The organism is Amycolatopsis jiangsuensis (genome assembly GCF_014204865.1).
Taxonomy (GTDB): domain Bacteria; phylum Actinomycetota; class Actinomycetes; order Mycobacteriales; family Pseudonocardiaceae; genus Amycolatopsis; species Amycolatopsis jiangsuensis.
Genome location: NZ_JACHMG010000001.1, coordinates 1761756 through 1786269, shown reverse-complemented (window position 1 = coordinate 1786269; position 24514 = coordinate 1761756). Strand labels below are relative to the sequence as shown.

The 24514-nt window shown below is 70.5% G+C and carries 19 protein-coding genes and 1 tRNA gene; 11 read left to right on the top strand and 9 right to left on the bottom strand.

Annotation, left to right across the window (positions count from 1 at the left end; translation table 11 throughout):
• Window positions 1-33 precede the first annotated feature (33 nt).
• The 3 genes from BJY18_RS07580 to BJY18_RS07570 are packed head-to-tail and all read left to right on the top strand — an operon-like array spanning window position 34 to window position 5242.
• Window positions 34-2133 (top strand): hydantoinase/oxoprolinase family protein, encoded by a 2100-nt coding sequence (locus BJY18_RS07580; RefSeq protein ID WP_184778877.1) that lies wholly within the window; start codon window positions 34-36, stop codon window positions 2131-2133.
• Window positions 2130-3875, top strand: coding sequence for a hydantoinase B/oxoprolinase family protein (locus tag BJY18_RS07575; protein WP_312873776.1), 1746 nt, complete (start codon window positions 2130-2132; stop codon window positions 3873-3875). The genes BJY18_RS07580 and BJY18_RS07575 overlap by 4 nt, the downstream gene beginning before the upstream one ends.
• On the top strand, window positions 3872-5242 hold the full coding sequence (locus BJY18_RS07570; protein ID WP_184778875.1) for an MFS transporter: 1371 nt from the start codon (window positions 3872-3874) through the stop codon (window positions 5240-5242). Before BJY18_RS07575 ends, BJY18_RS07570 begins: the two co-directional genes overlap by 4 nt.
• Here BJY18_RS07570 and BJY18_RS07565 read toward each other — a convergent pair.
• From BJY18_RS07565 to BJY18_RS07540, 6 genes are all read right to left on the bottom strand, one after another.
• Window positions 5229-5951 (bottom strand): GntR family transcriptional regulator, encoded by a 723-nt coding sequence (locus BJY18_RS07565; protein ID WP_312873775.1) that lies wholly within the window; start codon window positions 5949-5951, stop codon window positions 5229-5231. The genes BJY18_RS07570 and BJY18_RS07565 overlap by 14 nt on opposite strands.
• Window positions 5952-6051: 100 nt before the next feature.
• The gene (locus BJY18_RS07560) at window positions 6052-6441 is read right to left on the bottom strand and encodes a hypothetical protein (protein WP_184778873.1); all 390 of its coding nucleotides are present in this window, start codon (window positions 6439-6441) and stop codon (window positions 6052-6054) included.
• 4 nt (window positions 6442-6445) lie between these two features.
• On the bottom strand, window positions 6446-6868 hold the full coding sequence (locus tag BJY18_RS07555; protein ID WP_312873774.1) for a YbaB/EbfC family nucleoid-associated protein: 423 nt from the start codon (window positions 6866-6868) through the stop codon (window positions 6446-6448).
• A gap of 34 nt (window positions 6869-6902) precedes the next feature.
• The gene (locus BJY18_RS07550; protein WP_184778871.1) at window positions 6903-7553 is read right to left on the bottom strand and encodes a hypothetical protein; all 651 of its coding nucleotides are present in this window, start codon (window positions 7551-7553) and stop codon (window positions 6903-6905) included.
• Between the two features lie 49 nt (window positions 7554-7602).
• Window positions 7603-7974: a hypothetical protein gene (locus BJY18_RS07545; RefSeq protein WP_184778869.1), complete on the bottom strand. Its 372-nt coding sequence runs from the start codon at window positions 7972-7974 to the stop codon at window positions 7603-7605.
• Window positions 7975-8145: 171 nt separating this feature from the next.
• Window positions 8146-8859 carry a hypothetical protein gene (locus BJY18_RS07540; RefSeq protein ID WP_312873773.1) on the bottom strand — a complete coding sequence of 238 codons (714 nt, stop codon included), beginning with the start codon at window positions 8857-8859 and terminating at the stop codon, window positions 8146-8148.
• 278 nt (window positions 8860-9137) lie between these two features.
• Between BJY18_RS07540 and BJY18_RS07535 the strand changes: the two genes are divergently transcribed.
• Window positions 9138-10025: a TIGR03619 family F420-dependent LLM class oxidoreductase gene (locus BJY18_RS07535; protein ID WP_246458798.1), complete on the top strand. Its 888-nt coding sequence runs from the start codon at window positions 9138-9140 to the stop codon at window positions 10023-10025.
• 174 nt (window positions 10026-10199) lie between these two features.
• Window positions 10200-11891: an aa3-type cytochrome oxidase subunit I gene (ctaD, locus tag BJY18_RS07530; RefSeq protein ID WP_184778866.1), complete on the top strand. Its 1692-nt coding sequence runs from the start codon at window positions 10200-10202 to the stop codon at window positions 11889-11891.
• Between the two features lie 8 nt (window positions 11892-11899).
• On the opposite strand, the gene selD is transcribed toward ctaD, so the two are convergent.
• On the bottom strand, window positions 11900-12892 hold the full coding sequence (gene selD, locus BJY18_RS07525) for a selenide, water dikinase SelD (protein ID WP_184784486.1): 993 nt from the start codon (window positions 12890-12892) through the stop codon (window positions 11900-11902).
• Between the two features lie 63 nt (window positions 12893-12955).
• Between selD and BJY18_RS07520 the strand changes: the two genes are divergently transcribed.
• From BJY18_RS07520 to nrfD, 6 genes are all read left to right on the top strand, one after another.
• A tRNA-Sec gene (locus BJY18_RS07520) sits at window positions 12956-13050 on the top strand.
• Between the two features lie 12 nt (window positions 13051-13062).
• On the top strand, window positions 13063-14352 hold the full coding sequence (gene selA / locus BJY18_RS07515; RefSeq protein WP_184778864.1) for an L-seryl-tRNA(Sec) selenium transferase: 1290 nt from the start codon (window positions 13063-13065) through the stop codon (window positions 14350-14352).
• On the top strand, window positions 14343-16061 hold the full coding sequence (gene selB, locus BJY18_RS07510) for a selenocysteine-specific translation elongation factor (RefSeq protein WP_184778862.1): 1719 nt from the start codon (window positions 14343-14345) through the stop codon (window positions 16059-16061). Before selA ends, selB begins: the two co-directional genes overlap by 10 nt.
• 37 nt (window positions 16062-16098) lie before the next feature.
• Window positions 16099-19320 (top strand): formate dehydrogenase, encoded by a 3222-nt coding sequence (gene fdh / locus BJY18_RS07505; RefSeq protein WP_184778860.1) that lies wholly within the window; start codon window positions 16099-16101, stop codon window positions 19318-19320.
• Window positions 19313-20134, top strand: coding sequence for a 4Fe-4S dicluster domain-containing protein (locus tag BJY18_RS07500; protein WP_184778858.1), 822 nt, complete (start codon window positions 19313-19315; stop codon window positions 20132-20134). The genes fdh and BJY18_RS07500 overlap by 8 nt, the downstream gene beginning before the upstream one ends.
• Window positions 20135-20154: 20 nt before the next feature.
• Complete coding sequence (nrfD, locus tag BJY18_RS07495) at window positions 20155-21051, top strand: NrfD/PsrC family molybdoenzyme membrane anchor subunit (RefSeq protein ID WP_184778856.1); 897 nt, start codon at window positions 20155-20157, stop codon at window positions 21049-21051.
• A gap of 57 nt (window positions 21052-21108) precedes the next feature.
• Here the strand turns inward: nrfD and BJY18_RS07490 are convergent, their stop codons facing one another.
• Together BJY18_RS07490 and BJY18_RS07485 are read right to left on the bottom strand one after the other, a co-directional pair.
• The gene (locus BJY18_RS07490) at window positions 21109-22194 is read right to left on the bottom strand and encodes an acetate/propionate family kinase (protein WP_221457613.1); all 1086 of its coding nucleotides are present in this window, start codon (window positions 22192-22194) and stop codon (window positions 21109-21111) included.
• Window positions 22176-24476, bottom strand: a complete 2301-nt coding sequence (locus tag BJY18_RS07485) for a phosphoketolase family protein (RefSeq protein ID WP_184778854.1) — start codon at window positions 24474-24476, stop codon at window positions 22176-22178. Before BJY18_RS07485 ends, BJY18_RS07490 begins: the two co-directional genes overlap by 19 nt.
• Between the last annotated feature and the right edge of the window lie 38 nt (window positions 24477-24514).

Genomic DNA, 24514 nt, shown 5'->3' with positions numbered 1-24514 from the left:
GACGAGACCGGCCCCGACGAGAAAAGGAAACGCATGGAGCACCCTTCACGCAGCTCTTCCGGCTGGCTGGTGGCCGCCGACATCGGGGGCACCTTCACCGACGTCATCGCGCTGGGCCCGGACGCCCGGATCGTGCCGGTGAAAACCCTGTCCACTCCGCCGGATTTCGGGACCGGCGTGCTCGACGGCGCGGTGGACGCCCTGCGGCTGGCCGAGGCCGAGCCCACCGACGTCACCGGGGTCCTGCACGCCACCACCGTGGCGACGAACGCCATCCTCGAGCGCCGTGGCGCGAAAACCGCGGTGGTCACCACCGCCGGGTTCCGGGACGTCCTCGAGATCGGACGCCTCCGCCGTCCGGCGCTCTACGACCTGTCCTGGCGCAAACCCGAGCCGCTGGCGCGACGGCGGGACCGGCACGAGCTGGCGCAGCGGATCTCCGCGGACGGCTCGGTGCCCATCCCGGTCGACGAGGGCGAGCTGCGGCGGCTGGCCCGGCAGCTGTCCGGGGACGGAATCGAAGCGGTCGCGGTCTGCCTGGTCAATTCCCCTCTGGTACCCGACGAGGAACGCGCGGTGGCGGACGCCCTGCGTGCCCTGCTGCCGGGGGTGTACGTCTCCGCGTCAGTGGACATCTCCCCGGAGATGGGGGAGTTCGAGCGCACCAGCACCGCGGTGGTCAACTCCTATGTCGGACCCGTCGTGCACAGCTATGTGACCGACCTCGGTGCAGGCCTGCGGCGACGGGGGATCTCCGCGCCGTTCTCCATCATGCAGTCCTCCGGCGGCCTGCTCGACGCCCGGTCGGTCGCCGGGAAGCCCGTGCAGATCATCGAATCCGGCCCGGCCGCGGGGGTGATCGCGGTGCAGAAGCTCGCGCGGCTGCTGGGCCTCGACAACGTCGTGGCCTTCGACATGGGCGGGACGACCGCGAAGGCGTCGCTGATCGAGCACGGCAGGCCGTTCGTGGCCGGCGATTACGAGGTCGGCGGAGGCATGAACCGCACGCGTGCCATGGGAAAGGGCGCCGGGTACACGATCCGCGTCCCCTCCATCGACATCGCCGAGGTCGGCGCCGGCGGCGGGAGCGTCATCACCGTCGACACCGCCGGCGCGGTGCACGTCGGCCCGCAGAGCGCGGGGTCGCGGCCCGGGCCCGCGTGCTACGGGCAGGGCGGCGACAGTCCGACGCTCACCGATGCGAACGTCGTGCTCGGCTACCTGAACGCCGAGGCGATCGCCGGGGGCCGCGTCGCGATTTCCCCGGCGCTGGCCCGGAAAGCGCTTGAACCGGTGGCCGGCGAGATCGGCAAGGACGTGCTCGGCGCGGCCCGCGGCGCCTACGAGATCGCGGTGTCGAACATGACCTCGGCGGTGAAAGCGGTCACGAGCGAGCGCGGCCGCGACCCGCGCGACTCGGTGATGGTCGCCTTCGGCGGCGCCGGTCCGCTCTACGCCGCCGAACTCGCCAGGGAACTCGGGATCGGCAAGGTCGTCGTGCCGGTCCACACCGGACTCTTCAGCAGCCTGGGTCTGCTGGTGGCCGACACCGAATACCAGGCGGCCGCCCCCTACCAGCCGGAAATGCGCGACCTGGCGGTGCTCGCCGGGCAGTTCGACGTGCTGCGCGAGCAGGTGCGCGCCGGGCTGGCGCCGGCGCGCACGGAGGCGATCACCTTCGAGCGATCCATGGACCTCCGCTACCGGGGCCAGCGGTTCGAGCTGCGCATCCCGCTGCCCGACGGACCGGTGGACGAGCGATCGCTGGTGGCGACGTTCGCGCGTTTCCACGAGGAGCACCTCCGGACCTACGGCCGCGCGAGCGGGGACGAGCTGGTGGAGGTGGCCAACCTGCGGATGCGGGGAGTCGTGCCCAATCCCGTGCGGATCGACCGGGCACTGGCGCTGCCGCCCGATGAGGGCCGGTCACCGAGCTCGCGGGTCTGCCGTTTCGCCACGGACGTCACGACGCCGGTCATCCGGCGCACGCAGCTGGACGCCGAGCCGAAGCCGGGTCCGCTGGTGGTCGAGGACATGGATTCGACGACTCTGGTCCCGCCTGGTGCGCGAGCCCGCCTCGACACCCACCACAACATCGTCATCACCTGGAACGACAGCGAGGTGCCCGAGTGAGCGGCCCGATCCTGCGCGACGCGGCGACGTTCGAGGTCTTCCGGAACGCGGTGGACGGACTGGCCGACGAGCTGGCCATCACCATCCTGCGCACCGCGCATTCCCAGATCGTCGCCTCCAGCATGGACTTCTCGGCGGCGTTGTGCGATCGCGACGGCCGGACCATCGCGCAGGCGAACACCTGCCCGGTCCACCTCGGCTCGATCCCGGACGCCATGCGGGCGGTGCTCGACGCCTTCGGCGACGAGATCACCGAAGGCGATCTCTACGTGCTCAACGACCCCAGCCTCGGCGGGATGCACCTGCCGGACCTCTTCGTCGTCGCGCCGGTGTTCTTCGAGGACGACCTGCTCGGGTACGTCGTGACGGTCGTGAACCACAGTGACGTCGGGGGCTGGTCGCCGGGTTCGATGGCCTCGCAGTCCACCAGCATCTTCGCCGAGGGCATCCAGATCCCGCCGTCGCGGCTCCGGCACGCCGGCGTGCTCAACGAGACGTTCTTCCAGCTCGTCCTCCGGAACGTGCGTGAACCGGACCTGATGCGAGGCGATCTCGAATCGCAGCTCGCCGCCTGTCACGCGGGCGCGGCCGGCCTGCGGAACCTGGCCGCTCGCTACGGCCTCGCCGAGTACCGGGCCCTGGTGGACGAGTTGCTCGACTATTCCGAGGCGCTCGTGCGGGACGCGCTCGGGCACGCCCCCGACGGCGTCTACTCCTTCGAGGACCAGATCGACGACGACGGTCTCGGTTCCGGCCCGATCCCGTTCCGGGTCCGCATCACCATCGAGGGCAGCGACATCACCTTCGACTTCACCGGTTCGTCCCCGCAGGTGGCTTCCGCGCTGAACGCGACCTCGTCGTTCACGCGGTCCGCGGCCTACACCGCGCTGCAGGGCGCGATGGGCGCGGACATCCCGGCCAACAGCGGCTTCTACCGGCCCTTCCGGTTCGTCATCCCGGAGGCCTCGATCCTCAACGGCCGCCGCCCGGCCGCACGGGGTGCCCGTGGCCTGGTCGCCTACCGGATCATCGACCTCGTCCTGGGCGCGCTCGCCCCCGCGCTCCCCGAGCACGTACCCGCCGCGGGGGACGGCGGGCCGGGTTCGGTGGCGCTGGGGGTGACCGAGCCCGACGGCAGGCAGGTGGTCGTCTGGGACTTCTTCATGGGTTCGTGGGGAGCCACCCGCTCCGGTGACGGCAACGACGGGATCAGCCCGCTCGGTGCCAACATGGCCAACATCCCGGTGGAGGAGGTGGAGTCCTCCGGTCACGTCCGGATCGACCGGTACGGGTACGTGCCCGATTCCGGCGGTGCGGGAAGGCACCGCGGCGGGCTGTCGCTCGTGCGCGACCTGACGGTGCTGTGCACCGGCGCCACCATGCAGATCCGGTCCGACCGCAGCGTTTCCCAGCCGTACGGACTGCACGGCGGTCGTGCGGGCGCACCCTCGCGGAACCTGCTCGACCATGGCACGGACAGGGAACGACTCCTGGCCACCAAACCGTTTCTCGCGGTCGGGCAGGGTGCCACGCTGCGCCACGTCACAGCCGGCGGAGGCGGCTACGGAGAGCCGTTCGAACGCGCGGAGAGTGCGGTGCTCGAAGACGTCCTGGAGGGCAAGGTGAGCATCGAAGCAGCGGCGGGGGACTACGGCGTGGTCATCGATCCCGGGACGAGGGCGGTCGATTCCGCTGCCACCGCCCGGCTTCGCCAGCGCCATTCGGAAAGGCGGCAATCATGAGTGCGCACCCGGAATCCGCCACGCTCGACCCGCGGGCCGAGGCACGCATGTGGCGCAGGATCAGCTTCCGGATCATGCCGGTGATCGGTCTCGCGTTCATGGTCAGCTACGTGGACCGGGCGAACCTCGGCTACCTCGCCGAACCGCTGTCCACCGATCTCGGTCTGTCCGCTGCCGGCCTCGGGCTGGCCGGCAGCCTGTTCTTCATCGGGTACATCCTGATGGAGGTACCGAGCAACATGATGCTCGAACGGTTCGGGGCGCGGATCTGGATCTCCCGGATCATCATTTCCTGGGGCGCGGTCACGGCGGTGACCGCGGCGGTCCATTCGCCCGGGCAGCTCTACCTCGCCCGGATCGTGCTCGGTGTCGCGGAAGCGGGACTGTCCGCGGGAATCATCCTCTACCTGACTTTCTGGTATCCGAAGAAACAACGTGCCTGGGCGATGTCCACGTTCTTCCTGATGATCCCGATCTCGAACATCATCGGGGCACCGGTCGCCGCGGCACTGCTCGAATGGGGAAAGGGCCTGTTCGGGATCGCCGGCTGGCGCTCGCTGTTGCTCGTCGAGGGTGTCGCCACGGTGCTGGTCGGCGTCGTCGTGCTCGTGCTGCTGCCCAGCAGGCCGAGCCGGGCGAAATGGCTTTCCGCCGAGGAGCGGGCCTTCCTCGAGCAGACCCTGCGGGCCGAACGGGAGGAGCACGCGGCGCGCGGTGCCCTGACCGGGATGCGCCAGGCACTGACCAGCGGCCGGGTGTGGGCGCTCGCGGTCGTGTTCTTCGGTGTCGTGTTCGGCCTGTATCCGCTGGCCTTCTTCCTGCCCACGATGATCGATTCGCTGAACCGTTCCGGGAGCGCCAGCGGGAGTGTGTCCGGCATTCTGCTCGCGGCCATTCCCTATTTCGCCGCACTGGCCGCGATGATCGGCTGGGCCCGGCTGGGTGCACGCCGTTGCGCCGTGGTCGCCACGGCCGCCCCGATGCTCGTCGGTGTCGTGGGTCTGGTGCTGGCCACTTTCGCCGGGAACGGGACACTGTTCATCGTTGCGGTGTGCGTGAGCGTGGCCGGCATCTACGCGGCGTTCGCGCAGTTCTGGCGCATTCCGGCGATCGCGCTCAGCGGGGCGGGCGCGGCGGCGGGCATCGCGCTGATCAATTCGGTCAGCAACACCAGCGGGCTCGTCGGGCCCTACCTGACCGGATTCCTGCAGGAACGCACCGGCAGCTACACGCCGGCTCTGCTGCTCATCGCGGCGGTGATGCTGGTGGCCGTGCTGATCCTGGTGACCGTCGGCCGTGCGGCGGAACGGGTCGGCGGCGGACCCGGCTCCGAACCGGCCGCGCGACGGCGGCTCACGAGCCGGTGACGGTGATGGGCGCCGAGGCCACCCCGGGGCTCAGCGCCAGTGCGTCGAGGATCTCCCGTTTCGCGGACTCGGCACGGGTGCGCATCGCGGTACCGGCGCGTTTCGCGTCGCCCGACTCGATGGCGGTCACGATCGCGTGGCGTGCCCGGGTCCGGTCCGCGGACAGCGCCGGCGCCAGCTGGACGGTGATGCGGACGATGCGCTCGATCTCGTCGAAGATGTCGGCGATGGCCGCGGCCAGCCGTTCGTGGCCGGCGCCGTTGGCGATGATCGCTTCGAACTCGAAGTTCTGCTTCAGCCGTTCGCTCAGGTGCGGTCCGGCCAGCTGCCCGTAGCCGTCGTCCGAACTCAGCGCCTGCAGCCGGAACAGCCGCTCCGGGGGCAACCCGGAGGCGGCGCAGCGCGCGGCGGCTTCCCCCTGCAGCAGAGTGCGCATGTCGCAGAGTTCCGCGGCGTCCGCGAGCGTCACCGGGGCCACCACGTACCCGGCCCGCCGGATCGGCTGCACCAGCCCGTCGCGGTGCAGCCGGGCGAGCGCCTCACGCACCGGCGTCTTGCTGAACCCCCAGGCCTCGGCGACCTGCTGTTCGGTGAACCGGTCGCCGGGCGGCCTCCGCAGCTCGATGATGTCCCGCTTCAGCCGGTGGTAGGCCTGCTCCATGAGGGTGGCCCCGCCGACCGGCTCGACCAGCTCTGGCAGGTGTTCCACGTCGACCGGGCCCTCTCGTCCGCACACGTTTCGTTGCGAAGAGTATCTTACCTGGCCGCCTTCGGTATCCTAATCGCCGGCGGGGCATGCGTGTACCGCGTCAGTCGCCGGCGATCCTGAGTACCAGTCCGGCAACGGCCAGACCGACCAGGCCCAGCCCGCCGAAGAGTACGACGGCGGCGGCACCGTTCATCGGGATGTCGAAGGTTCCACCGCGGGCGTGGCAGGTCACCGAGATCGACGAGCGGAAGGTGACCTCCGCCCAGCCCGCTCCGGCAGCCCCGAGACCCCGGGAGCAGGCTCGGGCGGCCTCGGCGAAGTTCAGCATGGCACCGATCACGGCGGCGAGGAGCATCGCGACCGCCCACACGACGGCGATCACGCGGAAGAGCCGGCGCCGATCGAGTCGTGGTCGAGGACGAGAAGTGCCGGTGTGCGGTCCGGTGCCCGGGTGGTTGTCGGAGTTGATCTCGAGCGGTTCGTCGTTCATCGGTTCAGCCCAGCGGATTGAATCCGTCGAACCAGTCGTCGTCGTTCTGCGGTGGCCGGCGGGCCTGGCCGGCCTGTCGTTCCTCGGCGATGTCCTCGACCCTGGCTTTGAGCGCCGGTGCGTCGTTCAGTTCGGCGGCGAGTTCGGCGACGTCGAAGTCCAGTGCAGTCGCGGACTTCTGCGCTGCTGTGGTCGCCACCGCGATCTCGTCGGTGAGCCACTGCTCGCCGCCCTCGTACAGCACGCCCGGGGCCAGGTGGATCCGCTTGAACCGGCCCAGCAGGTCGACCGACACGGTGACTCCACCGCCACGGGAGGTTCCCTTGAACTCGCTGAAGAGAGCGAGTTCCGGGTTCTCCTTGATCTTGCCGAGCCGGCTCTTCATCTGTTCGGCTGTCTCCGTCGGTTCGTTCTCCGGTTCGGTCACGGCCGTCCTCCTCGCTCTCGCGCCCGTCGCTGGGTCATGGCTTGGCGGTGGTGGCCGAGTTCATCGTCTCGCCGGCTTCGCGGGAGGCGCTCTCCAGAGCTTCGATCTTGGCTTGTTCGTTGCTGTGGATGGTCCACCAGATCGAAACGGCGCCGACGATGATGCTGATGACGCCGATGATCAGCCCGACGACCGCACCGACCCCGGTGACGCCCACGATGATGGCGGCGACCACGCCGATGATCGACAGGATCAACCCGATGATCGCGAGGATGTCGGCGAAACTACTGCCGAAGATCTGGTCCCACGCGTCGGCGATCGTGACGAGCGCCTTGCCGACGTCCTGTGCCGGGCGCTCCATGTCTTCCAGCGCCTTCTTGGTCTGATTCACGCGGTGCACGTAGGCGTTGTTCGCGTCGCCGGTCCAGGCCGCGGTCTGCTCGCTGGCTTGGGACAGGCCCCCGATGCAGGCGTTGACGGATGTGCCGACGAGGTCGGCTCCGTCTTCGCCGCCGATTCCCCAGACGTCCTTGCCGACAGTCCGCAGCCGGTCCGTGTCGACGTCGCGGACCAAGCGGAGGGTGTGCTCGACCGACGGCAAGGACTTTCCGTGGTCCCGCGCGAATGCGTCGATCTTGCGCGCATCGGCCAGTACCGAGTCATCGATCAGATCTTTCAGCGCCATGGTCAGCCTCCCCGTTCTGCCGGCCTACCGGTGACCGCGGCCGAGCCGGCTATTTCGGTTCATGGTCTTCCATCCACTTCGTGACGTCGTCCTCGGTGGCCTGGTATTTCTCTCCGGCCTTGGCCACCCCTTCGGCGGTGCCGATGATGGTGACATGGGCGCGGGCGATGAACGTGTCCATCGCGTCGACGACTCCGGGGTACTTGTCGTTGCAGAATTCGCTCAGCTTCCGGACCTTCTCCTCGACGGTCTCTTCGACGTTGCCGTACGCGGCGACCTCTTCGACCGTCAGGAACCCCTCCAGTGTCGCTCGCTGCCGGAAGTCGTTCATCCCGAGATCGTCACTGGCACCTTCGAGCAGCTTCTTCAGCTTCGGGATTTCGTCGGGTTCCAGCCCGTAGCCGCCACCAGGACCAGTCATGGTGCTCCTCTCCCGAAGGTGTGGGCCCCCGGCGGTGACCGAACGTGGTGGCGTCACAGTCGTACCAACGCGGGAGGTCGTCGAGACTGTCGCGGACGAGCAAGAACACGCCGCGGTTTTTCAGGCCGGCCATGGTCACCCACACCGTAGTCCGAATCCGGGGAGACAGTCCTAGGGAATCACCCGATTGCGCAGGTTGCCGGGGTACGGTCCGGCGCCGTGGACGGCGAGTTCGGTACCGACGTCGAAGCTGTAGAACGGGTGCGAACTGAAATAGCCGCTGAGATCGGTGATGGTGCTCAGGAAACAGATCCCGTCCGCGCCGCCCTCGGCGCGGGGACCGTTGCACAAAGTGAGTGTGGGGTAGGCGAAACCGTCCTGTGGGCGGAGCCCGGATCCGCCGGGTCCCGGCACCGGGAGGTGCCCGATCAGCCCGCCCGGATCGCCCGGCCAGCCCGACTCACCGGACTGGCGCCGGCCGTCGGAGAACAGGACGCCCTGGATGTTGCGTCCCGGCGGTTCGGTTTCCAGCACGGTCCCGGCCACCAGCGCGCCCAGGCTGAAGCCGACGATGTACACCTTGGTGCTCAGATCGCACTGCGAGGTGACGTACAGGTTGTACAGGGCGGTCCGCAGGTTGGCGACGCCCGCGTCGACGTCGGCGTACAGGTTCACGTCGGCGGCCGCGTTGGGATAGGGGATGCGGACCGGGTTCGCGCCCTCGGGAGCCAGCGCCGGGTCCAGCAGCTTGGCCGCACCGCCGTCCTGGTAGCCCGGGAGCACGAACATCACCGGGCCGCAGGCGCCGGCTGTCCGCGCGGGAGCCGCCTGGGCGGGCGCCGCGGTGGTGAACAGGCTGCCGAGCAGGAGCAGCACCGCTGCCACCGGCAGCCACCTTCGTGTGAGGTCCACGCTTTCTCTCACCGTCCGTTCGTCCGGGGAAGGTCATTTTTTCCGAAACTAGGGGCGAGGGATGAAATTTTCGTGACACCCGGTGGCCCGCCGGGGCCGTGGTGAGCACTCACCGTAGGAACCGGGCCGTTCCCCGCGGTACTGATCACCTTCGGACCGGCGAGTTGGTTGAACGGACAATCAAAAGCGGGTAGTAGTGGCGGCAGGGCCAGTCCGGTCCACTCGGGTGTCCAGGGAGTTTCGCTATGCGGATGGGATTCAGTCTTCCGGTGTTCGGCACGGCGGCGGCCGAGCCGGGCGGGATCGCGCGGTACGCGCGCGAAGCCGAGCGGGCCGGGGCCGCCGGTCTCTGGGTCGGCGACCGGTTGTTGTCGCCGGTCGCCCCGGTGGTGTCCTATCCCGGCTACGACGGCATGCCCGAGGAGTTCGGGACGGCGCAAGACCCGTTCGTCGCCCTCGCGACCGCGGCCGCGGTCACCGAGACGGCGATTCTCGGGTCGAGCACGATCAACGCCACCCAGTACCAGCCCGCGAACCTGGCCCGGCTGTTGACCGGCATCGATGTGGCGAGCAACGGCCGGCTGCTGCCCGGCCTGGGCATCGGCTGGTCGCCGGACGAGTACTCCGCGGTCGGCGTCCCGATGGCGCAGCGGGGCAAGCGTCTCGACGACCTGCTCGACCTGCTGGAGACCTGGTGGAGCCGGGACCTCGTGGCGCACCAGGGGGTCGGCTACGAGATCCCGGAGTCACGGGTCGGGCTCAAACCGGTCCGCACGCCGCCGGTGCACCTGGCCGGGTTCGGCGAGCGGGCGCTGCGCCGGGTCGCCGAACGCGCGGCGGGCTGGCTGCCGGTCTGGGCGATTCCCGAGCAGGCGCCGGTGGAGGCCCTCACCGGAACCCTCGCCACCCTCCGCGCCGACGCCGAACGAGCCGGCCGCGACCCGGGAGCGCTCAGCGTGGCACTGCGGGTGAACGCGGCGCCCGGCACCACACCGGAGCAGATCACCGAGTCGCTGGCGAAAGTCGTCCCGGCGCTGGAACCCGACCACACCTTCGTCGACCTCACCTATCTGACGCGCAGCGTGGACGAGCACCTCGACCTCACCGGGACGGTGCTGGACCGGATCGCCAAGGGCTGACCCCCGCGAGGTCCGTGGAGGCCTCCTCGACGGAGCCCGATTCTGTCGTGGAGGCCGTCACGGACCGTCCGCTCCGGGGGTTTGACGCACTGCCCGCCGGGCTACCCGCGCATCCGTGGGCCCGGGCAGGCCGGTGGTTGCCGGGCGGATTCTCGCGGTGTGGGAGGACGGGCGATGACCGAGCTGAAGTCCCGGCCCGCCGCGGTGGCGTCGGTGCGTCCCCGCGGCAAGAAGGGCGGGGTCCTGCTCTCGCTCGCGCGGACCACCGATCCGAAACAGATCGGCCTGCTGTACCTGACCACCTCGATGGGGTTCTTCCTCGCCGGTGGTGCGTTGGCGCTGCTCATGCGTGGAGAACTGGCCCAGCCGGGGTTGCAGTTCCTTTCCCAGGAGCAGTACAACCAGCTGTTCACCATGCACGGCACGATCATGCTGCTGCTGTACGCGACCCCGAACCTGTTCGGGTTCGCCAACTTCGTGCTGCCGATGCAGATCGGCGCGCCCGATGTCGCGTTTCCCCGGTTGAACGCGTTTTCCTACTGGTTGTACCTGTTCGGCGGACTGATCGTGCTGGCGGCGTTCCTCACCCCCGCCGGCGCGCCGGACTTCGGCTGGACCGCCTACACCCCGCTTTCGGAGGCGATGCATTCGCCCGGGATCGGTGCCGATCTGTGGATCACCGGGCTGATCGTGTCCGGACTGGGCACGATCCTCGGCGCGGTCAACATGACCACCACGATCCTGTGCCTGCGGGCGCCGGGGATGACCATGTTCCGGATGCCGTTGTTCACCTGGAACATCCTGTTCACCGCGATCCTGATCCTGCTCGCGTTCCCGATCCTGACCGCCGCGCTGTTCGGGCTGCTGGCCGACCGGCGGCTCGGCGCGCACGTGTTCGATCCGGCCAACGGCGGGGCGATCCTGTGGCAGCACCTGTTCTGGTTCTTCGGCCATCCGGAGGTCTACATCGTCGCGCTGCCCTACTTCGGCATCGTCACCGAGATTGTCCCGGTGTTCAGCCGCAAACCGCTGTACGGGTACCGGGTCATGGTGCTCGCGACGATCGGGATCACCGGGCTGTCGGCGACCGTGTGGGCGCACCACATGTTCGCCACCGGCGCCGTACTGCTGCCGTTCTTCTCGATCCTGACCTTCCTCATCGCCGTGCCGACCGGGATGAAGTTCTTCAACTGGATCGGCACGATGTGGCGGGGCTCGCTGAGCTTCGAGACCCCGATGCTGTGGTCGGTCGGGTTCATGGTCACCTTCCTGCTCGGCGGGCTGACCGGGGTGATCCTCGCCGCGCCCGCGCTGGATTTCCACGTGCACGACACGTACTTCGTGGTCGCGCACTTCCACTACGTGCTGTTCGGCACGATCGTGTTCGCCACGTTCGCCGGGATCTACTTCTGGTTTCCCAAGATGACCGGCCGGATGCTGCACGAACGGCTCGGGAAATGGCATTTCTGGACGACCTTCCTCGGCTTCCACGCGACCTTCCTCGTGCAGCACTGGCTGGGTGCGGAGGGGATGCCGCGCCGGTACGCCGACTATCTGTCCACGGACGGATTCACCCTGCTGAACACCATTTCCACCATCGGGTCGTTCGTGCTCGGGGCTTCCACGGTGGTGTTCCTGTGGAACGTCGTGCGCAGCTACCGGTACGGCGAAAAGGTCGAAGTGGACGATCCCTGGGGGTTCGGCAACTCGCTCGAATGGGCCACGAGCTGCCCGCCGCCGCGGCACAATTTCCTCGACCTGCCGCGGATCCGTTCGGAACGCCCGGCGTTCGAACTGCACTATCCGCAGCTGCGCGAGCGGATGGAGGACGAACGCTACGTGCACATGTTCCGCCGCCGGCAGTGATCGGCCACTCAGCCCGCAACCACGGTGTACTCCGCGCGCGGCAGCAGCTCGCCGATGACCGGGTAGCCGGGCACCTCGCCGGCCACGAGCAGGCCGCCGGAGGTCTGCGCGTCGGCCAGCAGCAGGGCTTCGGATTCGGGCAGCCGGGCGAGATCGGTGTGCGGGCGGACCCAGTCCAGATTCCGGCGGGTGCCGCCACTGACGTGCCCAGCCGCGAGAGCTTCGCGGGCGCCCTCCAGGTACGGCACGGCCGCGGGATCGATCCGTGCGGTGACCCCGCTGGCCCGCGCGAGTTTGTGGAGATGGCCGAGAAGGCCGAAACCGGTCACGTCGGTGGCGCAGACCGCGCCCTCGGCCAGCGCCGCGGCGGAGGCGGCGGCGTTGAGGGTCGTCATGGTCTCGATGGCGTGCGCGAACCGTTCGCCGGTCGCCTTGTGCCGGGAGTTCAGTACCCCGACGCCCAGCGGCTTGGTCAGCGTGAGCGGCACCCCGGGTCGCCCGGAGTCGTTGCGCAGCAAGTGATCCGGATCGGCGACCCCGGTCACGGCCAGTCCGTACTTGGGTTCCGGGTCGTCGACGCTGTGCCCGCCGGCGAGGTGGCAGCCGGCCTCGGCGCACACGTCGAGACCACCGCGGAGGGCTTCGGTGGCGAGTTCGAACGGCAGCACCTCGCGGGGCCAGCCGAGAAGGTTGACCGCGACGACCGGGGTACCGCCCATCGCATACACATCGGACAGTGCGTTCGCGGCGGCGATGCGGCCCCAGTCGTAGGCGTCGTCGACGACCGGGGTGAAGAAGTCCGTGGTCGCGATGAGCGCGGTCCCGCCGGCGATCCGGACGGCGGCCGCGTCGTCGCCGTGGTCGAGACCGACCAGCAGTTCGCCGGCCGGGTGCTCGGGGGCGCGTCCGGTCAGGCCGCGCACCACCTCCTCCAGTTCGCCGGGCGGGATCTTGCACGCGCAGCCGCCGCCGTGGGCGTACTGGGTCAGCCGGTACTCCATCCTCGTCATCCTCCTCGGGCTGCGCGGTCCCCGCGACCTTGGCAGGATGGGTGGATGCCCCAGGGAGGCGTTTCCGGCCTGGTGACCGGCGCGGTCTTCAAAACCGTCGAGCGGCAGGTACTGCCACTGGCGGGTTCGATTCCCGTCCGCCTCCGCCATGGGGCCCTCCGGTGACCGACCCGCGGCGCGCGATTCCCCGCACAGACGTGGTGCTGGCCGATCCGCGGGTGGCCAAGGCCGCGGCCACGCTCGGGCGTGAGCTGGTGAAGCAGGTGGTGTCGCGGACCCAGCAGCGGGCGAGGGCCGGCGAGATCGCTCCCGGCGCCGTGCTCGAGGAGGTGCTGGCGGGTCTGCCCGGCGGTGCTTCGTCGATGCGGCCGGTGGTGAACGCGACCGGCGTCATCGTCCACACGAATCTGGGTCGCGCGCCGCTTTCCGCGGCGGCGCTGGACGCGGTGGCCGCCGCGGGCGGCACCACGGATGTCGAGTTCGACCTTCGTGACGGCAGCCGGGCCAGCCGCGGCCGGGGTGCCCTGGAAGCGCTGGCCGCGGCGGTTCCCGGGGCGGGCGGCGTGCACGTGGTCAACAACAACGCGGCCGCGCTGCTGTTGTGCGCGCTGACGCTCGCGCCGGGCCGCGAGATCGTGGTCAGCCGCGGCGAACTGGTGGAAATCGGCGACGGGTTCCGGATTCCGGACCTGCTCGCCTCGACCGGGGCGCGGCTGCGGGAAGTGGGGACCACGAACCGCACGCGGGTGGCCGACTATGCGGACGCGATCGGGCCGGACACCGGGTTCGTACTGAAGGTGCATCCGTCGAACTACCGGATCAGCGGGTTCACCGCCGAGGCCACCGTCGCCGGGTTGGCGGAGCTGGCGGTGCCGCTGGTGGTCGACATCGGCTCGGGGTTGCTGGAGCCGCATCCGTTGCTGCCGGACGAACCGGACGCCGCCACCTCCCTGCGTGATGGCGCCGCGCTGGTGACCGCCAGCGGTGACAAGCTCCTCGGCGGCCCCCAGGCCGGGTTGCTGCTCGGCGAAGCCGCCCTGGTGCAGCGGCTGCGACGGCACCCCGCGGCACGCGCGCTGCGAGTGGACAAGCTGACGCTCGCCGCGCTCGAAGCGACGCTTCGTGGCCCGGTGACGCCCGTGCGAACGGCGCTGGAAGCCGATGCGGACGAGCTCCGCCGGCGCGCCGTGAAGATCTGCGAAGCCTTGCACCGGCACGGAATCGCCGGCGAAGTGGTTTCGTCGGCCGCGGCGGTCGGTGGCGGCGGCGCGCCCGGGGTGGAGCTGCCGAGCGTCGCGGTGAGCCTGCCGGCCCGATACGCGACGCGGTTGCGGCTGGGGGAGCCCGCGGTGGTCGGCCGCCTGGTGCGGGAACGGTGCCTGCTGGACCTGTGTGCGGTGCCGCCGGAACAGGACGCGCTGGTGGTGGAGGCGGTGCGGCGGTGCGGGTGATCGCGACTGCCGGGCACGTCGATCACGGGAAGTCGACGATGGTGCGGCGGTTGACCGGGATGGAGCCGGATCGCTGGGCCGAGGAACGGCGACGCGGACTGACCATCGACCTCGGGTTCGCCTGGACCCGGCTCGACGGCGAGGAGATCGCGTTCGTCGACGTGCCAGGGCACGAGCGGTTCGTGCCGACCATGCTCGCCGGTGCCGGGCCGGTGCCCGCGGTGGTGTTCGTCGTGGCTGCGGACGAGGGGTGGATGCCGCAGTCGGCCGAGCACCTGGCGGCACTGGACGCGTTCGGTGTCGGGCACGGGCTGCTCGTCGTCACGAAGGCCGATCGCGCCGATCCCGCGGCCGCGACGGAAGCCGCGCTCGCCGAAATCGCGGCGACGTCGCTGGGGCGGGCGCCGGCGGTCGCGGTCAGCGGGCTGACCGGCGCCGGTTTCGAGGAGCTGCAGGGGAAACTCGCGGAGCTGGCGGCGGGTCTGCCGACGCCGGACCCGGCGGCGGATGTCCGGTTGTGGCTCGACCGGGTGTTCACGGTCCCGGGAGCCGGCACGGTCGTGACCGGGACACTCGGTTCGGGCACGATCGCCGTCGGTGACGAACTGGCTCTCGGTGAGACCGCCGTGACGGTCCGTGGCCTGCACGCGCTCGGACGGCCCCGCGAACGCGTCAGCGGTGTGGCCCGGGTCGCGGTGAACCTGCGTGGCACGCCACGGAACGCGGCTGCCCGCGGTGCCGCACTGCTGCGGCCGGATGCCTGGCGCAGCACCGAGGTCGTGGACGTGCGGCTGCGCAACGCCACCGAGCTGCACCGCGAAGCGGTGCTCCACCTCGGTACCGCGGCGGTACCGGTCCGGGTCCGTCCACTCGGGACGGACACCGCGAGGCTCACCCTGCGTGGCCCGCTGCCGTTGCGGGTGCACGATTCCGGCCTGCTGCGTGACCCGGGAGCCCGCCGCATCTCGGCCGGGGTCACCGTGCTGGACGTCGATCCGCCCGCGCTCACCCGGCGGGGCGCGGCGAGCGCACGGGCGAGGGAACTCGACGCGCCCGATCCGGCCGCGGCCTGGCTGAGCCGCCGCGGATTCGTCCGGGAACGCGAATTCCGTGCGATGGGCTTGTCCGGCACCGGGGAGCGGATCGGTGGCTGGCTGGCCGATCCCGCCCGGCTGGCCCGGATCCGTGCCGAGGTGCCGGAGGTGCTGGCGGCGTGGCGCCGGGCGCATCCGGTCGCCGCCGGGATGCCGGCCGAACAGCTCCGCCGGCGACTCGGGCTGCCCGCTCCGGAACTGCTGTCCGCGGTACTCGGGGACCAGGACGTGGCCGCCGGAATGGTCCGTGCCCACGACGCGGGACTCGGCGAACAGGTCGAAACCGCGCTCGCCGCGCTGGACGAACAGCTGGCGCGACACCCGTTCCGCGCTCCGGAAGCCGATCGGCTGCGTGAACTGGGCTTGGGCAAACGGGAACTGGCCGCGGCGGTGCGGGTGGGACGGCTGACCACGATCGCCGACGGCGTCGTGCTGGGCCCGGACGCGCAGCGCCGCGCGATGGCCCTGCTCCGGGACGTCGAGCAGCCGTTCACGGTGTCCTCGGCACGGCGGGCGCTGGACAGCACGCGCCGGGTGGTGGTGCCGTTGCTGGAGGGGCTCGACGCGGCCGGGTGCACCGAATCCCTCGGCGACGGCACCCGGGTGACCATCTGACCTGCGCGCCGCCGCGAGCGGGGTTACGGTGCAAGGTATGGGTGTCCGGCAGTGGATCGAAGGCTGGCCGGTGTACCGGCAGCTGGCCGGTCCCGACCGCACCGCGCGGGGTGCCGCGGCCAAGTCCGCGGGCTCGGAAGCATGGCACGCGCGCACCCGGGACGCCGACCAGGTCGTGAAATCCATCTGCCCGTACTGCGCCGTCGGCTGCGGCCAGAAGGTGTACGTGCAGGACGGGCGCGTCACCCAGATCGAGGGGGATCCGGATTCGCCGATCTCCCGGGGCCGCCTGTGTCCGAAGGGTTCGGCGAGCAAGCAGCTCGTGACCAGCCCCAGCCGGGTGACCGAGGTGCTCTACCGCCGTCCGCACGGCACCGAATGGGAGTCCCTTCCGCTGGACCAGGCGATGGAGATGATCGCCGACCGCGTACTGGCCACCCGTGCGCAGACGTGGCAGGACAGCGACGAGAACGGGGTCCGGCTGAACCGCACGCTCGGCTTCGCCAGCCTGGGCGGCGCGACGCTGGACAACGAAGAGAACTACCTGATGAAGAAGCTCTACACCGCGCTCGGCGCGATCCAGATCGAGAACCAGGCGCGTATTTGACACTCCGCCACGGTTCCCGGTCTGGGGACCTCCTTCGGTCGTGGGGGCGCCACGACGTTCCAGCAGGACCTCGCCAACGCCGACTGTATCGTCATCCAGGGCTCGAACATGGCCGAAGCCCATCCGGTCGGGTTCCAGTGGGTGATGGAGGCGAAGGCCCGCGGCGCGAAGATCATCCACGTCGACCCGCGGTTCACCCGCACCAGCGCGCTGGCGCACACGCACGCCGCGCTGCGCGCCGGTTCGGACATCGCCTTCCTCGGCGGCCTGGTCAACCACGTGCTGAGCAACGAACTGGACTTCCGCGAGTACGTGGTCGCCTACACCAACGCCGGGGCGATCCTGAACGAGGACTTCCGGGACACCGAGGACCTGGACGGCCTGTTCTCCGGCTACGACCCGGAGCGCAAGCAGTACGACGTGACGAGCTGGGCCTACGAGGGCGCCGACGCGGTCCCCGCCGCCGGGAAGCGGGAGGAGGGCCCGCGCGGCGAACAGCACCACGGCGGGGAGGGCCACCAGAGCTCGGCGCGCGCCGAGTCCTACGGCAGCGGTGGTGCGGCCATCGGCGCCAAACCGCGGATCGACGAGACGCTGCAGCACCCGCGGTGCGTGTACCAGGTGCTGAAGCGGCACTTCGCCCGCTACACCCCGGAGGTCGTCGCCGACGTCTGCGGGATCCCGGTCGAGCAGTTCCGGGAGATCGCCGACGCGGTCACGCGCAATTCCGGCCGCGAGCGCACCACGGCCTGGGTCTACTCGGTCGGCTGGACGCATCACACCGTGGGTGCCCAGTACATCCGCACCGCCTCGATCCTGCAGACGCTGCTGGGCAACATCGGCCGTCCCGGCGGCGGGATCCTCGCGTTGCGCGGGCACGCGAGCATCCAGGGTTCCACCGACATCCCGACGTTGTTCAACCTGCTGCCCGGTTACCTGCCGATGCCGCACGCGCACCAGCACTTCGGCCTCGAGGAGTACGTGGCCACCGACGCGGGGTCCACCGGGTTCTGGGGCAACATGCGCTCGTACGCGGTGAGTCTGCTCAAGGCCTACTGGGGCGAGCACGCCCAGCCGCACAACGACTTCCGCTTCGACCATCTGCCGAAGCTCACCGGCGACCACGGCACCTACACCACCGTCAAGGCGCAGCTGGACGGTGAGTGCAAGGGCTACTTCCTGGTCGGGGAGAACCCGGCGGTCGGGTCGGCGAACGGAAAGATGCAGCGGCTCGGCCTGGCGAACCTCGAGTGGCTGGTGGTGCGTGACCTGCAGATGATCGAGTCCGCGACGTTCTGGAAGGACGGTCCGGAGATCGAGAGCGGCGAACTGGCGAGCACCGAGATCGGCACCGAGGTGTTCTTCCTGCCCGCCGCCGCGCACACCGAGAAGGACGGCAGTTTCACCAACACCCAGCGGTTGCTGCAGTGGCACCACAAGGCCGTCGAACCGCCCGGTGACGCACGCAGCGACCTGTGGTTCTACTACCACCTCGGCCGGATCATCCGGGAGAAGCTGGCCGGCAGCACGCAGCCGAGGGACCTGCCGGTGCAGGAGCTGACGTGGAGCTACCCGACGGAGGGCCCGACCGCCGACCCGTCGGCGGACTCGGTGCTCGCCGAGATCAACGGGCACGGCCCGAACGGTCCGCTCTCGGCCTACACCGAGCTCAAGGACGACGGTTCCACCACGTGTGGCTGCTGGATCTACTGCGGGGTGCGCGCGGACGGCCACAACCACGCGGCCGACCGCACCCCCGGTTCCGAACAGGACTGGGTCGCCTCGAAGTGGGCCTGGGCGTGGCCGGCGAACCGGCGGATCATCTACAACCGCGCCTCCGCCGACCCGGCGGGGAAGCCGTGGAGCGAACGCAAGAAGTACGTGTACTGGGACGAGGAGAACGGCCGCTGGACCGGTCCGGACGTGCCGGACTTCGAGGCCTCGAAACGCCCGGACTACGTGCCGCCGGACGGCGCGAAGGCGCAGGACGCCCTCGGCGGCGCGGAGCCGTTCATCATGCAGACCGACGGACGGGCGTGGCTCTACGTCCCGGCCGGGCTCACCGACGGCCCGCTGCCGACGCACTACGAGCCCTTCGAATCGCCGGTGGACAACGCGCTCTACCGCCAGCAGGACAACCCGGCCCGGCAGACACTCGACATCGCCTCGAACCCGTACAACCCGTCCCGCAGCTCGGTCTACCCGTACGTGTTCACCACCTACCGGCTGACCGAGCACCACACGGCGGGCGGGATGAGCCGGACCCTGCCGTACCTGTCCGAACTGCAGCCGGAGTTCTTCTGCGAGGTCTCCCCGGAGCTGGCGGCCGAACGCGGGCTGGAGAACCGGGGCTGGGCCACCATCGTCTCGGCGCGCACCGCGATCGAGGCGCGGGTGCTGGTGACCGCGCGGATGAAGCCGCTGCGGGTGCGGGGACGCACGATTCACCAGGTCGGGCTGCCGTATCACTGGGGTCCGAACGGGCTCTCTCGCGGTGATTCGGCGAACGACCTGCTGTCGGTGGTGATGGACCCGAACGTGCACATCCAGGAGGCGAAGGCGGCGACGTGCGACATCGTGGCAGGCCGCCGTCCGCGTGGCCGGGACCTGCTGGACCTGGTCGAGGACTACCGCAGGAGGGCGGATGGCTGACTACGGCACCCAGCCCCGGATGGGCTTCTTCACCGACACGTCGGTGTGCATCGGGTGCAAGGCGTGCGAGGTCGCGTGCAAGGAGTGGAACGACGTGCCCGGCCGGGAGCTCGACCTGCTCGGCACGTCGTATGACAACACCGGGGATCTCGGGGCGGATGCCTGGCGGCACGTGGCGTTCGTGGAGCAGCCCGCGGTGGAGCTGGGGATGCCCTCGATCGGCGCGCCCGAACAGGACGGTGATCCGGGGGTGCGCTGGCTGATGTCCAGCGACGTGTGCAAGCACTGCACCCATGCCGGCTGCCTGGACGTCTGCCCGACCGGCGCGTTGTTCCGCACCGAATTCGACACCGTGGTGGTGCAGGAGGACATCTGCAACGGGTGCGGCTACTGCGTGCCCGCCTGCCCGTACGGCGTGATCGAGAAGCGGGAGAGCGACGGGCGCGCGTTCAAGTGCACCCTGTGCTACGACCGGCTCGGTGAGGGGCTCGAACCGGCGTGCGCCAAGGCGTGTCCGACGGACTCGATCCAGTTCGGTGAGCTGGACGAGCTGCGGGAGCGCGCGGCCGAACGGGTGGACGCGCTGCACGAGGCCGGGATACCGCAGGCGCGGCTGTACGGACACGACCCGTCCGACGGCGTCGGCGGGGACGGCGCCTTCTTCCTCCTGCTGGACGAGCCCGAGGTGTACGGCTTCCCGCCGGATCCGCAGGTGCCCACCAAGAACCTCGCGCAGATGTGGAAGCACGCCGCGGCCGCCGCGCTCGGCGTCGCGGGCACGCTGGCGGTTTCGTTCCTGGGGCGGCGCCGGTGAGCCCGCGCCGCGAACCGACGATGGTCGAGCCCGCGGAGTTCAGCTCCTACTACGGGCGGCCGATCCTCAAGGAACCGGCGTGGAAACAGCCGGACGTGCCGCTGTACCTGTTCCTCGGCGGCCTGGCCGGATCGTCGGCGACGATCGCGAGCCTCGCCGGGCTGACCGGCAGGCCGAGCCTGGCGCGGATCGGCAGGCTGGCCGCGGCGGGCGGGGCGAGCGCCAGCGTCGTCGCGCTGATCCACGACCTCGGGCGGCCGGCGCGGTTCCTGCACATGCTGCGGGTGCTGAAGCCGACCTCGCCGCTGTCGGTCGGTTCGTGGATTCTGGCGCCGTTCTCCGGGCTGGCCGCGGTGTCGGCGGGTTCCGCGGAGACCGGGCTGCTGCGGCCGGCCGGGAAGCTCGCGGGCGCCGCGGCCGGTGTTCTCGGACCGGCGATGTGCACGTACACCGCGGTTCTGCTGGCCGACACCGCGACCCCTTCGTGGCACGAAGCACGGCGGCACCTGCCGTTCCTGTTCGCCGGAAGCGCGGTGACGAGCGGTGCGGGGCTGGCGTTGCTCGCCGCGCCGAAGTCCGAGGTGGCGCCGGTGGTGCGTGCCGGATTGGCGGGAGCGGCGGCGGAACTGGCGGTGGCGCACCAGGTCGAGCACGGATTGGGCCTGGTGTCCGAACCGTACCGGGAAGGCCGTGCGGGGAAACTGCTCAAGGCGGCGCGGGGGCTGACCGCGGCGGGTGCGGCGTTGTCGCTGGCCGCGACGCGGAGCAAGGCGGCCGCGGTGGCGGGCGGCGCGGCGTATCTCGCCGCCGGGTTGTGCACGCGCTTCGGTGTGTACCAGGCCGGCGTGGCTTCCGCGAAGGATCCGAAATACGTGGTGCTGCCGCAGAAAGCCCGCAAGGCCGCGCGAGAGCAGTGAGAGCAGGCGGTCGGCTGCCGATCGGGCCCGATGAGCCGGCCGCATCCCTGGCAACGGTCAGGCGGTCGCCTCGCGGGCCAGCGACAGCTCTTCCCGGGACTGCACCGCCAGTACGGGTACCGGCGCGTCCGGGCCGCTGATCACGCTGTCGTCGTCGCGGGACCGGGAGAGGCCACCGTGGATGCCGAGGACGGGCAGGCCGCCGGCCACGGATTCCGCGACCTCCGGCTGGTCCCAGCCGATGTCGCCGGTGAAGACCAGCGCATCGATCCGGGGCAGGCTCGCGGCGACGGCGGCCAGTTCCCGGCGGACGTGGTGTTCGAAGACCGCCATCGTGAAGCTGGCTTTGACGTCGCCGGCGTTCGCCGCGCGGACCAGTTCGCGGGTGTCGTCCGAGGTGGTGGACAGGCCCCGCAGTCCGGAATGGTGGTAGAGGCCGTCTTCCAGCTCCTCGACGGTCAGATGGCCTTCTCGCAGCAGCCACAGCAGCATGCCGGGGTCGACGCTGCCGGACCGCTTGGCCATCATCGTGCCCTCCAGCGGGGTGAAACCCATCGAGGTGTCGACGCTGCGCCCGTGCGCTATCGCAGTGACCGAGCAACCGCCGGACAGATGCGCCACCAGCAGGTTCAGCTCGCCGGCGGGCCGGTCGAGCAGCTCGGCCGTCCGTCGCACAGCCCACGAGAACGAAAGCCCGTGGAAGCCGTAGCGGCGCAGGTCCCAGCGGGCGCGCCAGCGTTCGGGCAGCGCGTAGGTGCGGGCGATCTCCGGCAGCCCCCGATGGAACGCGGTGTCCGGGCAGACCACGTGCCGGGCGTCCGGCAGCAGCTCGGTCAGCAGGTCCAGCAGAGCCTCGGTGTTCGGCACGTGTTCCGGTGCCAGGGAACGGCAGGCGGCGATCGTCTCGCGGACCTGCCGCGTCACGGTGGTCGGCGTGACGAGATGCGAGCCACCGTGGACGAGCCGGTGCGCGACGACGCCGACCTCGCGCCACTGCTCGGCGAAGGCCCGTACCTGCGACTCGGCTTCCCCGAGCGGCCCGGTTTCCCGGCTGTCGAGCACCTGCTCGTCCTCGACCACGTGCAGGCGCAGGCTGCCCGAGCCGGGGTTGACCGTCAGCACCTTCATCCCGGCCACCGCCATCCGGTGATCCCTTCGGGATCCTGTCCGTCGCGATAGGATTGTTCGAGCACCTCGTCGCGTTCCGCCACCAGCGCGCGGGCGATGTCGCCGCCCTCCGAAGCCCAGCCACGCGCCCGGCGCACCGCGTCGGCGGCCAGGTCGTGCCGGCTCATCCGGTTGCTCGCCAGCAGGTCGAACGGGGTGGTCGTGGTGCCTTCCTCGAGGTACCCGTGCACGTGGAAGCGGCCGGAGCCGGCGCGGCCGTGCAGCACCTCGTGCACTGCGGACGGGTAGCCGTGGAAGGCGAACACCACCGGTACCGCTTTCCCGAAGCAGTCGGTGAACTCTTCGGCGGACAGACCGTGCGGATGCCGGTCCGCCGGGCACAGCGAGAGCAGGTCCACGACGTTCACCACGCGGACTTTCAGTCCCGGTGCGCGTTCCCGGAGCAGAGCGGCCGCGGCGAGCGTCTCGACCGTGGGCGTGGTGCCGGCGCAGGCGAGCACCACGTCCGGGGCGCCGGAACCGGTGCCCGCCCACGGCCACTCCGCCGCGCCGGCACGGCAATGCACCGCGGCGTCGTCGTGCGAAAGCCACTGTGGACCGCCCTGCTTGCCCGCGACGACCACGTTGATGAGATCGGTCGAAGCCAGGCAGCGGCGCATGGTGTGCAGCAGCGTGTTGGCGTCCGGCGGCAGGTAGACGCGGGTGGTGCTGGCCTTCTTGGTGAGCATCTGGTTGATGAAGCCGGGACCCTGGTGGCTGTAGCCGTTGTGGTCCTGGCGCCAGCCGTCGCTGCTGAGCAGGTAGTTCAGGCTCGCCACCGGGGCACGCCACGGTACCTCGCCCGACATCTTGAGGAACTTGGCGTACTGGTTGACCATACTGTCCACAATGGAGACGAAGGCCTCGTAACACGGGAACAGCCCGTGCCTGCCGGTGAGCAGGTAGCCCTCCAGCCAGCCCTGGCACAGATGCTCGGACAGCACTTCCAGCACCCGGCCGCGGCCGCCGAGATGTTCGGTGTATCCGGGTACCGCACGGTCGAACTGCCGCGGTGTCGCGTCGAGGAGCGCCCCCAGCTTGTTGGACTGCAGTTCGTCCGGGCAGACCACGCGGAAGTTCTCCGGGGCCTCGCGGACCAGTTCGGCCAGCCAGGCACCGAGCACCTCGGGCGCGCTCGCGTCGGTCGAACCGGGACCGCGGACGTCGATGGCGAACATCCCGGTGTCCGGCAACGGCAGATCCTCGCGCAGGAGCCCGCCGTTGGCCTGGGGGACCCGGCCCAGCCGCAAACCGGGCTCGGGGGGCACGTCGAGCAGGTCCGGTGCCGGGACGCCGTCCGCGTCGAACAGCTCCTCCGGACGGTAAGAGCGCAGCCACCGCTCCAGCGCCGCCAGCTGCTCCGGATCGCCCGCGGCCCCGGGGAGCGGGACCTGGTGCGCGTGGAACGTCCCGGCGAGCGGGGTGCCGTCCGGCGCGGCAGAAGGCAGGCCGAATCCTTTCTCACTGCGGAGCACGATCATCGGCGGCGGGCCGCCGTCGTGGGCGTGCGCCCGGCTCAGCGCGGTGCCGAGCAGCTCGTCCGGATTGTCCGCACCCCGGACGTCGACGAGCAGCGGGGTCCAGCCGCAGCCGGCGAAGTACCGCTCGAGCTCGGTGGCGCTCATGCTCTCGTACAGCGTCGGCGACGAGATCTTGTAGCCGTTGAGGTGCAGGATCGGCAGCACCCGGCCGTCGCCGGACCCGGTGAACTTCGGGCTGTGCCAAGAAGCGGCGGTGGGGCCGGTCTCGGCTTCGCCGTCGCCGACCACGCAGGCGACCAGCAGCCCGGGATCGTCGAACGCCGCTCCGAACGCGGTGGCCAGCGCGTAGCCGAGTTCGCCGCCCTCGTGGATCACCCCGGGCACCTCGGGGGAGAGGTGGCTGGGGAATCCGCCGGGCCAGGAGAACCGGCGGACCAGCGCCGCGAGCCCCCGGCCGTCCCGCGACAGCCCGGCGTCGTACTCGGCGTGCGTGCCCTCCAGCCACAGGTTCGCGTGGATGGCGGGTGCTCCGTGGCCGGGACCGGTGACCAGCAGGGTGCGCTGTCCGGTCTCGGCGATCAGGCGGTCCAGCCCGGCGTAGATCAGCGTGAGCCCCGGACAGGTGCCCCAGTGACCGAGCGGACGCGGTTTCAGGTGCTCGGGTCGCAACGGCTCGGTGAGCAGCACGTTGTCCTTCAGGTGGATCATCGCCGCGGCGAGGTAGTCGCAGGCACGCCGGTAGCGGCGCAGGGTCCCGGCATCCGGTCGGCCGGCCACGGAAGCTCCCTTCGTCGGCTGCTGGTCCCGAATCCCGC

What these genes read in the sequence shown, in the direction of transcription:
- BJY18_RS07580 (WP_184778877.1), top strand. Translation starts at nt 34, where the DNA reads ATGGAGCACCCTTCACGCAGCTCTTCCGGCTGGCTGGTGGCCGCCGAC.
- BJY18_RS07570 (WP_184778875.1), top strand. Translation starts at nt 3,872, where the DNA reads ATGAGTGCGCACCCGGAATCCGCCACGCTCGACCCGCGGGCCGAGGCA.
- BJY18_RS07560 (WP_184778873.1), bottom strand. Translation starts at nt 6,441, where the DNA reads ATGAACGACGAACCGCTCGAGATCAACTCCGACAACCACCCGGGCACC.
- BJY18_RS07550 (WP_184778871.1), bottom strand. Translation starts at nt 7,553, where the DNA reads ATGGCGCTGAAAGATCTGATCGATGACTCGGTACTGGCCGATGCGCGC.
- BJY18_RS07545 (WP_184778869.1), bottom strand. Translation starts at nt 7,974, where the DNA reads ATGACTGGTCCTGGTGGCGGCTACGGGCTGGAACCCGACGAAATCCCG.
- BJY18_RS07535 (WP_246458798.1), top strand. Translation starts at nt 9,138, where the DNA reads ATGGGATTCAGTCTTCCGGTGTTCGGCACGGCGGCGGCCGAGCCGGGC.
- ctaD (WP_184778866.1), top strand. Translation starts at nt 10,200, where the DNA reads ATGACCGAGCTGAAGTCCCGGCCCGCCGCGGTGGCGTCGGTGCGTCCC.
- selD (WP_184784486.1), bottom strand. Translation starts at nt 12,892, where the DNA reads ATGGAGTACCGGCTGACCCAGTACGCCCACGGCGGCGGCTGCGCGTGC.
- BJY18_RS07500 (WP_184778858.1), top strand. Translation starts at nt 19,313, where the DNA reads ATGGCTGACTACGGCACCCAGCCCCGGATGGGCTTCTTCACCGACACG.
- nrfD (WP_184778856.1), top strand. Translation starts at nt 20,155, where the DNA reads ATGGTCGAGCCCGCGGAGTTCAGCTCCTACTACGGGCGGCCGATCCTC.
- BJY18_RS07490 (WP_221457613.1), bottom strand. Translation starts at nt 22,194, where the DNA reads ATGGCGGTGGCCGGGATGAAGGTGCTGACGGTCAACCCCGGCTCGGGC.